The organism is Nocardiopsis nanhaiensis (assembly GCF_054778635.1).
Genome location: NZ_BAAGZJ010000014.1, coordinates 24867 through 36986, shown reverse-complemented (window position 1 = coordinate 36986; position 12120 = coordinate 24867). Strand labels below are relative to the sequence as shown.

The window sequence follows — 12120 nt, the reverse complement described above, 5'->3', positions numbered from 1 at the left end:
CGGCTTCGTCCTTGTCCTAGGCGGGGGAACCCCGGCCTTCACTCACTCGTGCGACCCACCCAGGTGGGTCCGCACATACAGTTCGACGCCCGTTCCCGGACCCGCCAGGTCCAAGAGCCGGACATCCCTTCCCGCGACGGACAACGTGTGGTCGACATCGTCACTGCCGACCATCATGCGAACCGTCCCCAGCGGGCGCCCATGGTGGTCGACACGGTAACCGGAACCCTCGCGTTCGAAGGTGGTGGTCACCCCGCCGACGGTCTCAGGCCCCGAGGGGAGGTTCGCGCCGTGCGCGTCGAAACGCATCTCCTCCATCGCCAGCCCGGAGGACGGCGAAACCGAGTAGACCTCGTGCACCGGACGCCGGTGCACGGAGTGCGTGTGGCTCAACTCGATGCGCTGGCCGATCTCGACCGGAAGGCTCAGCAATGTCGCCTGATTGTGCGCGTGCCGGATGCCGAACCAGGCTGGGCCCGGCCCGACGGATCCGGTCAGCGTCAACACGGACACCGACAGAACCAGTACAAGCGCGAGGCCGCCCGATACCCACCGGACGGCCTCACACGGGTAGGTCATTAGTCGACGACGCCCTCTTCGTCGAAGTAGCGCGCCGAACCCGGGTGGACCTCGAGGTCGCCCAGCCCGTCGAGCGCGGTCTCCAGAACCACCTGGCTACCGACCTCGTGGCCGATCGCTTCCGCTTCCTCGTACATCACGCGGGTGATGTCGTAGGCGAGGTCGTCGTCCAGAGCCGAGGTGCCGTACAGCGTGGCCCACTGCGTCAGGGTCTCGGCGTCCTCGTCCTGGCCCGAGTACGTGCCGCCCTCGATGGTGTAGGGCGTGTAGCTCGGGTCGCCCTCGATCATCTCCTCGGCACCCTCGCCCTCGATCGGCAGGATGCGGACGTCGTTGTTGGCGGAGACCTCGATGATGCCCGCAGCGGGGTCGGAGAGGACACCGAACGCCGCGTCGACCTGACCGTCGCCGAGCGCGGTGGCCGCGTCGCCGAAGGGACTGTCGAACGTGTTGACGTCCTCCACACCGTAGATGTCGAAGATCTGCTGGGCCGCGACCTCACTGCCGCTGCCGGGAGGACCGATCTCGACGTTGGCACCCTCGAGGTCCTCGATCGTCTCGATGTCCGAATCCTCCCGGACCACGATCTGCAGGACCTCGGGGTAGATGTTGCCCATCGCGTACACGTCGTCCGGGTTGGCGAGCGGCTCGTCAGCGAACGGACCCTCGCTGTCCTGGGCCTGCATCGCCACACCGTTGATCGACATGATGAGTTCGCTCTGGTCGATCGCGCCCTCTTCCTCGTCCTCGGTCTCCCCCTCCAGAGCTCGGAGGTTCTGGACCGAGGCGCCGGTGGCGAACGTGTCCACCTGGAGGCCGTCGATGTTGCTGGTCCAGAGCTGGGCGATCTCACCACCGAGCGGATAGTAGGTGCCGCCGGTGGAACCGGTCGCCAGCTGAAGGAACACTTCCTCGTCGGCGTCGCCGTCGCCGGGGCCGTCCACATCCTCCGGCGCCGCGCACGCGGACAGTGCGACCACACCGGCCGCGGCGAAAGCCACGGAGGCCCGGGCGGTCCTGCCTGCCTTGCTCATCGCTGGCATCCTCTCTAGCAGTTCGGTGACGATGTACCCTCCCCAGGAAACCGTCGACCAGTGCCGACGACCACCTGAACCCCATCGGCCACCACGTGATATCCGCGAAATCATAAACTGCGGCGCATGCCCTGCCTGTGTCGCGTGCGTCACGAAAAGAAAACGATGTCACACCCGTGATTGACCCCCTGCCCAGGGTCACACGACTGACCGCTCCGGTCTCGGACAGATCAGGGCGGTTCGCGGCCTCCCCCAACTCAGACGCTGGGGACTAAGGTCGACATGTCATCTGATCACACCAACGACCCATCCTGAGCGGGACATGTCTGAACTGTCGAGCCCCCACGGCTCCTGGCCATCACCCATCAGCGCCGGTGACGTCGCCCGAGGGGTGCGCCGGATGGCGTACCCGTCCGTTCGGGGCGACGAGGTCTGGTGGGAGGAGTACCGACCGGCCGAGGAGGGCCGTACGACCCTCGTGCGGCGAGACGCGGACGGCACCGTCTCCGACCTGCTCCCCGCGCCATGGAGCGTGGGTACCAGGGTGCACGAGTACGGCGGCCGTTCCTACCTACCGGTCCCCCGGCGTGATGACAAGGCCATCCCCCGCGTCGGGGTGGTCTTCGCCGCGGCCTCCGACCAGCGCCTCTACCTGCTGGAACGAGGCGCGAGGGAACCGGTACCCCTCACCCCCGAACCCGCTGCGCGAGGGGCGCTGCGCTACGCCGACCCCGCACTGACGACGGACGGCAAGCAGGTCGTCTGCGTGCGCGAACAGCACACCGAAGGAACCGTGCGCCGTTCGATCGTGTCCGTACCGCTCTCCGGCCGGGGCGCCGAGGACCCGGCGGCGATCCGCGAGCTGGCCTCGGGAGCGCACTTCTACGCCTCACCCACCCCCTCCCCCGACGGCGCGCACCTGGCGTACGTGCGCTGGAACCATCCGCGCATGCCCTGGGACGGCACCGAACTCCGGGTGGGCGAACTGACCGACACCGGCCTGTCAGGGGAGTACACGCTCAAGGGCGGCGTGGACGAGTCCGTCCTCTCCCCCACTTGGGCGGACGAGCGCACCCTGTACCTGGCCTCGGACTGGCCCGGTTTCTGGAACCTCTACCAGGCGGGCCTGAAAGGGCAGGCGATCGCCCTGTACCCGGCCGAGGAGGAGTTCCACACCCCGCCGTGGCAGCTGGGCGACCGGCCGTTCCAGATCCTGGAGTCGGGGCGGGTCGTGGCCCTGCACGGCGACACCGCCATGCGGCCGAGCGTGTACGACCCCGACACCCTGGACCTGGAACCGGTCGCGACCGACCTGACCTCCTGGTCGCAGCTGGACTCCGACGGGCTGAGCGTGGTCGCCATCGCCGCCTCCACGGACACCGCCGGGTGCGTGGTGCGGCTGGACCCTGTGCGCCGCACCGTCGAGGTACTCCAGCGCTCGATGACGGAGGGCCCCGACCCCGCCTACCTGCCCGAGCCCCGAGTGGAGACGCTTCCGGGCCGCTACGGCGCGCCGGTGCACGCCAACGTCTACCCGCCCACACACCCCGACGCCTCCTCTAGCGGGCCCGCCCCGTACGTGGTGTGGGCGCACGGCGGCCCGGTGGGCCACTCCCGCCGCGAACTCGACCTGGTCAAGGCCTACTTCACCAGCCGCGGAATCGGGGTGGTGGACGTCGACTACGGCGGCTCCACCGGCTACGGCCGCTCCTACCGCAAGCGCCTGCACAAGGAGTGGGGCGCGGTGGACGTAGAGGACTGCACGGCGGCGGCCCGGGCCCTGGTGGAACAGGGCGTGGCCGACCCGAAGCGCCTGGCCATCCGCGGCCCGAGCGCGGGCGGCCTCACCGCGCTGTTGGCCCTGACCGGCGACGTGTTCGCCTGCGGGGTGTCGTACTTCGGTGTGGCCGACCTGCTGGGCCTGACCGAGACCACGCACGACTTCGAGTCGCGCTTCCTGGACACGCTGATCGGCTCGCTGCCGGGCTTCGTCGAGACCTACAGGGAGCGTTCCCCCATCAACCGGATCGGGGAGATCGACGTCCCAGTCCTGCTGCTCCAAGGCATGGACGACCCGGTGGTCACCCCGGACCAGGCCTACAGGATGGCCAAGGCCCTCGGTGAGCGCGAGGTGCCGCACGCACTCCTGGAGTTCGAGGGCGAGGCCCACGGCTTCCGCACCGAAGAAGCCCGTGTGCGCTCCTTGGAGGCCGAACTGGCCTTCTACGGCAGGGTGTTCGGCTTCGAGCCGGGGGTGGAGCCGCTGGAGCTCACCACGGAGCCGCCGGAGCCGCGCCCCGAAACCGCACCGGAAGCAGAGGACGGCGACGACGACCTGCCGGTCGCCGAGCAGCTGCCCGAGGTCACCCCCGAGTCCGGGGTCACCGCCGGGACCGGTGAGCCGGTGGTCCGCGAAACGGCCGAACGGGACTGACGGGTGCCCGCTGCCTGTCGGCGGCGGGCGCCCTCGTCAACGGCGGCGCAGAAAGCAGGGTGCGGTTCACCGCCGGGCGTTCAGAACTCCGGGTCGGGGAGGTCGACGTCCAGGCCCTCCCGTTCGAGTTCCTCTCGGACGATCCGGTAGGCGAGGCCGCCCGGGTAGCCCTTGCGGCCGAGGGCGCCGAGAGCACGGCGGATCCGGGCCTCCTCGTCCTTGTTCCGGCTGCCGCGCAGGCTCTTGCGGGCCAGGGACCGGGCACCGTCCTGCTCGTCCTCGTCACTGACCTCCGCGACCGCCTCGCGGACGGTCTCCTCCTCGACGCCCCGGGTACGCAGCTCCCGCGACAGGGCCCGGCGGGACAGGTGGCGGCTGTGCTGGCGCGAGGACACCCACGCTCGGGCGAAGGCTTCGTCGTCGACCAGCCCGGCCTCGTCGAGGCCGTTGAGGACCGACTCCACCACCTCGTCCGGGTACTCCCTGCGGTACAGGGACCGCTCCAGTTGGGCGCGGGTGCGCGGCGAGTGCGTGAGCATCCGCAGGACCAGGTTCCTCGCCCTGCTCTCCAGCTTGTCGCGGGCCTTGCCCTCGGGGTCCGTTCCGGACGGGTCCTGCCCGTCCGGAACGGACCCGTCGTCGGCGCTCACCGGGTCGGCCTGGGCCTGCCCGGTGCGGTCAGGGGACCGGCGCCGCTCACGCATCCGGGTCGGGCGCCTTGGTGGTCTTGGCGGAGGCCCGCTTGGCGGGGGCCTTGGCCTCGTCCTTGGCCGGTTCGGCCCTGGCGTCCTTGTCCTCGGCGGTGGTGGAGGCGCTGTCGTCACCACCGCCGATACCCATCTTCTCCTTGATCTTCTTCTCGACCTCAAGGGCCACGTCGACGTTCTCCCGCAGGAAATTGCGCGCGTTCTCCTTGCCCTGCCCGAGCTGGGTTCCTTCGTAGGTGTACCAGGCCCCGGACTTGCGCACGATCGCGTGCTCGACCCCCAGGTCGATCAGGCTGCCCTCACGGGAGACCCCGACGCCGTAGAGGATGTCGAATTCCGCCTGCTTGAACGGCGGCGCGATCTTGTTCTTCACGACCTTGACGCGGGTCCGGTTTCCCACCGCGTCGGTGCCGTCCTTCAGAGTTTCAATGCGCCGCACATCCAAACGCACCGAGGAATAGAACTTGAGCGCCTTTCCACCGGTCGTCGTCTCAGGGCTGTTGTGCACCATGACACCGTCGACGAAGTAGTTGTGGTTGCCCTCCACCTCGATGTCGAACTTGCGCATGCTGCGGGTTTCCGGCTTGACCTGGATGTCCAGGACCGGCGAGGCCACCAGGCGATCAACCGGTTCAGCGAGTTCGGGAACCACCTGGCACTGGTCCTGGTAGCGCGGGAGCAGCTTGTGGGCCATGGACTCGTGCACGTACGGTGCCACCAGTTCCTGGAACTGGGCGCTGGCGGCGGTACTGAACTGGATGTAGGAGATGGCCCGCTGGCCACGCTTGACCAGTTTGGCGTCGAGTCCGTAGGTGTCGCGCAGGTGGTCGGTGAGACGCTCACGGGTACCGGGGCTCATCGCCTCGACGCAGATCTCGATACGGCCGCTGCCGCCTTCGGTGCGCCCTTGCGCCCCCTTGGACCGCACCGTGAAGCATCCGTCGTCCATGTACCAGACGGCCAGCGCCAAAGGGGTGAGCGCCTTGATGAACTCCCAGTTCAGGTGCTTCTTCCCATCTCCGAAGTACACGGCCTCGCGGAGCTCGGCGAGTTCGGGCAGAGGGGTGAAGTCGGCGAAGACCGCACCCTTGGCGTTACTGGTCCGGGTGCACCCGATGTTGCCCAGCAGGGAGACCTTCCAGTCCAGGTAGTCAGCCTGTGCTGCTCCCTGGCCCATCCTGAAGCGGGTACCCGTACGCCCCCGCGTGTTCGGGGAGAGGTTTCCATCCCCCATGAGGGCGCCGAAGACCACCTGCCGCTGCTGCTCGTTCAGGTAATGCGTCTGCGAAGTCAGCACACGGTCGCCGGGGAGGAGCTCTCCGGCCTCCCGCCAGCCGCCCGGGGTCCGCACGAGGTGGTTGGGGGTCGCGGCGAACTGCGAACGACCGTTCTTCCCCGACCGCGCCACAGTGAATTGGAGGAAATGGTCGGCCACACCGTTGTCGAACCAGTCGACGACGCGACGCGGAACGACCTCGTCCCGCTCGGGGTCGTAGGAGAGAACCTCGACGTCCATCTTCTGGTTGACGATCTTGCCGATCTTCTCCTGCGTGCCATCGGCCAATGTCACGCGGGTATTGTAATGCATGCAGCCGAACATCACGCCGACTTTTTCACGAAGCTGGTTAATGAAAATGGCGGTCGTTCCGGTGGAACTCAATGCGCCGGCGATTTTTCGCAGTGCCTGGGACATGAGGCGGGCCTGCAGGCCGACGTGGCTGTCGCCCATCTCGCCCTCGATCTCAGCGCGGGGCACCAGGGCCGCCACGGAGTCGATGACGATGATGGAGACGGCGCCCGAGCGGATGAGCATGTCGACGATCTCCAGCGCCTGCTCACCGGTGTCCGGCTGGGAGAGGAGGAGGTTGTCGGTGTCGACACCGATCTTCTTGGCGTACACCGGGTCGAGAGCGTGCTCGGCGTCGACGAAGGCGGCGATACCGCCCATCTTCTGGGCGCTGGCCACCGCGTGCAGGGCGACGGTCGTCTTCCCCGAACTCTCCGGTCCGTATACCTCCACGACCCGGCCCTTGGGCAGGCCGCCGATACCGAGGGCGACGTCCAGGGCGATGGCTCCGGTGGGGATCGCCTCGATCGGCGGGCGGTCGTCGTCGCCCAGGCGCATGACGGAGCCCTTGCCGAACTGCCGCTCGATCTGCGCGAGCGCTGTCTCGAGAGCCTTGTCTCGGTCTCCAGATGCCACGGGGTTCCCCTGTTGGGTCGATGCCTTTTTCTTCATAATGGGCCTGACGCTACGCGGTCGCTACGACAATCGCGACGCTCCTCGTCGGCCTGTGGAAAACCCAGACTACCCGAACCCCTGTTCGAATGCCGGGACAGACCCCTGCCGTGTCGGATCTTCTTGTGTCGGGCCTCGGCCGAGGTCAGCGGGCGGAGGCGGGAAGGTCGAACGCGTCACACACCGCCCGCCACACCTCCTTGGGCCCGATCCCGTCGGACAGCGCCTGGTTGACGGTCCGGGATCCGAGCCCTTCGATGACGTAGTCCTTGGCGAGGCTCTCCGCGTAGGCCTCGCCGAACTGCTCGTGCATGCTGCGCCAGAAAAGGGTGAGTCTCATCGCCATCAGTATGGGTGATGGAACGGACCCGCGCGGCCCGGTCCACAGGATGGGGCCGGTCTCACCCCGCTACCCCGGTCCCAGCCGTCTGCGTCCCCGGGTGTCCTCCCCCGTTCTGTCCGAACCCTTCGCCAGACTGGCGGCATGACCCCTGCGACCAACCCGCTCGAACCCTTCGGTGCCTCGACGCGGACCTGGTTCGACCAGGCCTTCCCCGGCGGCCCCACCACGGCCCAGGCCCAGGCCTGGCAGGCGATCTCCGAGGGACGCAACACCCTGGTCGTCGCGCCGACCGGTTCCGGAAAGACCCTGTCGGCCTTCCTCTGGTCCCTGGACCGGCTCACCCACGCGCCAGTCCCCGAGGACCGGTCCCGGCGCTGCCGCGTGCTGTACGTGTCGCCGCTGAAGGCCCTTGCTGTGGACGTGGAGCGCAACCTCCGGCGGCCGCTGGCCGGGATCGCGGCGGCGGCCGAGGCCTCCGGCGAGGAGCTCTCGCCGGTCACGGTGGGGGTGCGCACCGGGGACACCCCGGCCCAGGAGCGGCGCCGGCAGGCGGCGCGTCCGCCGGACGTGCTCATCACCACACCGGAGTCCCTGTTCCTGGTGCTGACCTCCAAGGCCCGCGAGGGCCTGTCCGGGGTGGAGACGGTGATCGTCGACGAGGTGCACGCCCTGGCGGGGACCAAGCGCGGCGCCCACCTGGCCCTGAGCCTGGAGCGGTTGGCGGCCCTGTTGGACCGGCCCGCCCAGCGGATCGGTCTGTCCGCGACCGTGCGCCCCCGGGAGACCGTGGCGGAGTACCTGGGCGGGGCCACGGTCGTGGCGCCGCCGGACACCCCGCACATGGACCTGCGGGTGGAGGCTCCGGTTCCGGACCTGGACGAGCCGGGCGGTCCTTCGCCCGAGGGGGTGCCGCCGGACCCGCGGGCGGGCAACACCATGAGCCGGGGTTCGGTGTGGCCGCACGTGGAGCGCCGGGTGTTGGAGCTGGTGGAGGAGCACCGGTCGACGATCGTGTTCACCAACGGCCGCCGGACCGCCGAGAAGCTGTGTGCCCGCCTCAACGACCTGTACGGCGAACGGGGCGGCGCTGGCGGGCTCCCGCCGGAGGAGGTCGCCGCCCAGGTCACCGGCCAGTCCGAGCAGAGCCGGGGCGGTGAAGCGGTGATCGCCCGCGCCCACCACGGTTCCATGTCGAAGGCCGAGAGGGCGGTGATCGAGGACGACCTGAAGGCGGGGCGGCTGCGGTGCGTGGTGGCCACGTCCAGCTTGGAACTGGGGGTGGACATGGGCGCGGTGGACCTGGTGGTCCAGGTCGCCGCTCCCCCGTCGGTGGCCAACGGCCTCCAGCGGGTCGGGCGCGCGGGCCACCAGGTGGGTGAGACGTCGCGCGGGGTGTTCCTGCCCCAGTACCGGGGCGACCTGTTGGCGACCACGGTGGTGACCGAGCGGATGCGCGCGGGCGGGATCGAGCGGCTGGAGATGCCGAGCAATCCGTTGGATGTGCTGTCGCAGCAGGTGGTGGCGATGGTGGCGATGGACGACTGGCCGGTCGCCGACTTGGCGGCGCTGGTGCGGCGTGCGGCCCCGTTCACCGACCTGGCCGATTCGGTGTTGGAGTCGGTGTTGGACATGTTGTCGGGGCGCTACCCCTCGGATGAGTTCGCCGAGCTGCGTCCGCGGGTGGTGTGGGACCGGGACGGGGATGTGTTGCGGGGGCGGCCGGGGGCTCAGCGGTTGGCGGTGATCAGCGGTGGCACCATCCCCGACCGCGGGCTGTACGGGGTGCATCTGGCGTCGGACTCCGACAGCAAGGCGCCGACTCGTGTGGGCGAGCTGGACGAGGAGATGGTGTACGAGTCCCGGGTCGGGGACGTGTTCGTGCTGGGTTCGACGTCGTGGCGGATCGAGGCGATCACCGCCGACCGGGTGATGGTGTCGCCGGCGCCGGGGAGGCCGGGTCGGATGCCGTTCTGGAAGGCGGACGCGTTGGGGCGTCCTGCGGAGTTGGGGCGTGCGGTGGGTGAGCTGACGCGCGAGCTGGCTTCGCGTGACCGGGTGGCGGGCCGGGAGCTGGCTGCGGCGGCGGGGTTGGACGGTTGGGCCGCCGACAACCTGGTGGAGTACGTGGCGGACCAGCGGGAGGCGACGGGGAGTGTGCCGGATGACCGCACGGTGGTGATCGAGCGCTTCCGTGACCAGGTCGGTGACTGGCGGGCGGTGGTGCATTCGCCGTTGGGTGCGCGGGTGCACGCTCCTTGGGCGCTGGCGATCGGCGGGCGGCTGCGTGCGCGGTTCGGGGTGGACGCGCAGGTGGTGCACGGCGATGACGGGATCGTGCTGCGGCTGCCGGACGTGGAGTTGAGCGGGGTCGGGAGGGCCGGTGAGCTGGCCGGACTGGTGTCCGTGGATCCGGAGGAGGTGGAGACGCTGGTCACCGACGAGCTCGCCGGTTCGGCGCTGTTCGCGTCGCGGTTCCGGGAGTGCGCGGCGCGGGCGCTGCTGTTGCCCAGGCAGCGGCCGGATCGGCGGATGCCGTTGTGGCAGCAGCGGTTGCGGTCGCAGCACTTGTTGTCGGTGGCCGGTCGGTACGGGTCGTTTCCGATCGTGTTGGAGACGGTGCGCGAGTGTCTGCGTGACGTGTTCGACGTGCCCGCGTTGGCGGAGGTGCTCTCTGATGTGCGGGCGCGCCGGATCCGGGTGGTGGAGGTGGAGACGCCTCAGGCGTCGCCGTTCGCCGGGTCGTTGCTGATGGAGTACACGGCGGCTTTCCTGTACGAGGGTGATGCTCCGGCCGCTGAGTTGCGGGCGCAGGCGCTCACGCTGGATCCGTCGTTGCTGGCCGATCTGTTGGGTACCGCGGATCTGCGGGATCTGTTGGACCCGGAGGTGGTGGAGCGCACGGGTGCTCTGTTGCAGCGGGTCGCGGCGCCGGTGCGGGATCTGGAGGGTGCCGCGGATCTGCTGCGGGAGGTGGGTCCGCTGAGCACGGCGGAGGCGGCCGAGCGGGGTGTGCGGGAGGAGTGGCTGCTCGGTCTGGCGGCGGCGGGGCGCGCGGTGCGGATGCGGGTGGCCGGGGGTGAGCGCTGGTGTGCCGTGGAGGATGTGGCGCGGTTGCGGGACGCGCTTGGGGCGGAGCCGCCGCCGGGGGTGCCGGGTGCCCTTCTCGAGCCGGTGGAGTCGCCCGTGTTGGATCTGGTGTCGCGGTACGCGCGCACGCACGGGCCGTTCACGTCAGCGGAGGCGGCGGATCGCCTGGGGTTGGCCCGGGACGTGGTGGAGGCTGCGCTGCGGGAGTTGGCCCGGGGCAGCCGGGTGGCGCGGGGCGGGTTCCGGCCCGGTGGTAGCGGTTCGGAGTGGTGCGACAGCGACGTGCTGCGGCGTCTGCGTCGGGGGTCGATCGCCCGGTTGCGGCGGGAGGTCGAACCGGTCGGCCCGGATGCGTTGGCCCGGTTCGCGCCGTTGTGGCAGCGGGCGGTGGCGGGTGAGCGGTTGCGCGGCCCGGACGCGGTGTTCGAGGCGGTGGAGTCGTTGCGGGGTGCGCCTTTGGTGGCTTCTGCCTTGGAGTCGCTGGTGTTGCCGTGTCGGGTTGAGGGGTACGTTCCGGCTTCGTTGGACGCGCTGACGCAGGCCGGTGAGGTGGTGTGGGCCGGGGTCGGGACGCTGCCGGGTGAGGACGGCTGGTTGACGCTGGTTCCGGCCGATGAGGCGCCGCTGCTGCTGCCCGAGCCCTTCTGGCCGGAGGAGGGGGCGCTTTCGGACACGGTCCTGGGGGTGCTGCGGGAGGGCGGTGCCCTGTTCTTCCGGGACATCGCGGACCGGGTCGCGCGTGCTTTGGGTGGGGCGGTGGTCTCGGACGCCGATGTGGTGGCGGCGCTGTGGGAGTTGGTGTGGTCGGGGTGTGTCACCAATGACAGCTTGGCTCCGTTGCGGTCGGTGCTGGGTGCTCGGCCGGTTCCCCGCCGGTCGTCGTCGCGTGCCCGGCGGCGCCCGGTTCTACCCACGCGGTCGGGGCCGCCGACGGCGGCGGGCCGGTGGTCGGCGCTGCCGGTTCCCGATCCGGACCCGACGCGGCGCACGCTGGCGCGTGTGGAAGCGCGGTTGGAGCGTGACGGGCTCTTGCTCAAGGGGCAGCAGGGGCGTGGGATCACGCAGGACGAATACCGGGTGCTGCGGTCGATGGAGGAGGCGGGGCAGGTCCGCCGGGGGTATTTCGTGGAGGGGCTCGGTGGGGCGCAGTTCGCGCTGCCGGGTGCGGTGGACCGGTTGCGGGCACTGTCCGGTGGTGCAGCTGGTGGCCCCGGCGGGGAGGGTGACCCGGTGGTGTTGGCCGCGACGGATCCGGCCAACCCCTTCGGTGCGGCGCTTGCCTGGCCCGCTGGCGCGGACGGGATGGACGTGGCGCACAGGCCGGGTCGGCTCGCGGGTGCGCTGGTGGTGGTGGACAGTGGGCGGTTGACGCTGTACTTGGGCCGGGGAGGCCGGTCGGTGCTGACTTTCGGGTCGTCGCCGGCCTTGCTGGAGCGGGCCGCGGGTGCGCTGGCGGGCTTGGTGCGGGGCGGGTCGGTGGAGTCGTTGACGGTGGAGCGCGCCGACGGCGGGGAGGTGTTCGGTACGCCGGTGGACACCGCGTTGGTGTCGGCTGGTTTCCACGTCACGCCGAAGGGTCTGCGCCTGCGCCGGTGAGGGCGGGCGGCAGTGGTTCGGGCTCGCCCGGAGCTGGCGGGGTTGGGTAAGGGGGCGGAAAACCGTTCGCCCGTCTCTGGTCTTCGCGGGAGAATCTTCGC

Annotated in this window: 7 protein-coding genes; 2 read left to right on the top strand and 5 right to left on the bottom strand. The window is 70.1% G+C overall.

Annotation, left to right across the window (positions count from 1 at the left end):
* Positions 1-42: 42 nt before the first annotated feature.
* Both ACYVD1_RS09215 and ACYVD1_RS09210 read right to left on the bottom strand, forming a co-directional pair.
* On the bottom strand, positions 43-513 hold the full coding sequence (locus ACYVD1_RS09215) for a DUF1850 domain-containing protein (protein WP_460770297.1): 471 nt from the start codon (positions 511-513) through the stop codon (positions 43-45).
* Positions 514-578: 65 nt separating this feature from the next.
* Positions 579-1613, bottom strand: a complete 1035-nt coding sequence (locus ACYVD1_RS09210) for a TAXI family TRAP transporter solute-binding subunit (protein ID WP_460770295.1) — start codon at positions 1611-1613, stop codon at positions 579-581.
* 322 nt (positions 1614-1935) lie between these two features.
* On the opposite strand from ACYVD1_RS09210, the gene ACYVD1_RS09205 reads away from it, so the two are divergent.
* The gene (locus ACYVD1_RS09205; RefSeq protein ID WP_460770293.1) at positions 1936-4047 is read left to right on the top strand and encodes a S9 family peptidase; all 2112 of its coding nucleotides are present in this window, start codon (positions 1936-1938) and stop codon (positions 4045-4047) included.
* A gap of 80 nt (positions 4048-4127) precedes the next feature.
* Here ACYVD1_RS09205 and ACYVD1_RS09200 read toward each other — a convergent pair whose 3' ends face one another.
* From ACYVD1_RS09200 to ACYVD1_RS09190, 3 genes are all read right to left on the bottom strand, one after another.
* Positions 4128-4751: a regulatory protein RecX gene (locus ACYVD1_RS09200; protein ID WP_460770291.1), complete on the bottom strand. Its 624-nt coding sequence runs from the start codon at positions 4749-4751 to the stop codon at positions 4128-4130.
* A complete protein-coding gene (recA, locus tag ACYVD1_RS09195) occupies positions 4744-6957 on the bottom strand; it encodes an intein-containing recombinase RecA (protein ID WP_460770289.1) in 2214 nt (737 codons plus the stop codon). Before recA ends, ACYVD1_RS09200 begins: the two co-directional genes overlap by 8 nt.
* Positions 6958-7138: 181 nt before the next feature.
* Complete coding sequence (locus tag ACYVD1_RS09190; protein WP_460770286.1) at positions 7139-7333, bottom strand: DUF3046 domain-containing protein; 195 nt, start codon at positions 7331-7333, stop codon at positions 7139-7141.
* A gap of 144 nt (positions 7334-7477) precedes the next feature.
* On the opposite strand from ACYVD1_RS09190, the gene ACYVD1_RS09185 reads away from it, so the two are divergent.
* Positions 7478-12019, top strand: coding sequence for a DEAD/DEAH box helicase (locus tag ACYVD1_RS09185; RefSeq protein ID WP_460770284.1), 4542 nt, complete (start codon positions 7478-7480; stop codon positions 12017-12019).
* Positions 12020-12120: the final 101 nt, after the last annotated feature.

What these genes read in the sequence shown, in the direction of transcription:
- ACYVD1_RS09205 (WP_460770293.1), top strand. Translation starts at nt 1,936, where the DNA reads ATGTCTGAACTGTCGAGCCCCCACGGCTCCTGGCCATCACCCATCAGC.
- ACYVD1_RS09185 (WP_460770284.1), top strand. Translation starts at nt 7,478, where the DNA reads ATGACCCCTGCGACCAACCCGCTCGAACCCTTCGGTGCCTCGACGCGG.
- ACYVD1_RS09210 (WP_460770295.1), bottom strand. Translation starts at nt 1,613, where the DNA reads ATGAGCAAGGCAGGCAGGACCGCCCGGGCCTCCGTGGCTTTCGCCGCG.
- ACYVD1_RS09200 (WP_460770291.1), bottom strand. Translation starts at nt 4,751, where the DNA reads ATGCGTGAGCGGCGCCGGTCCCCTGACCGCACCGGGCAGGCCCAGGCC.
- ACYVD1_RS09190 (WP_460770286.1), bottom strand. Translation starts at nt 7,333, where the DNA reads ATGAGACTCACCCTTTTCTGGCGCAGCATGCACGAGCAGTTCGGCGAG.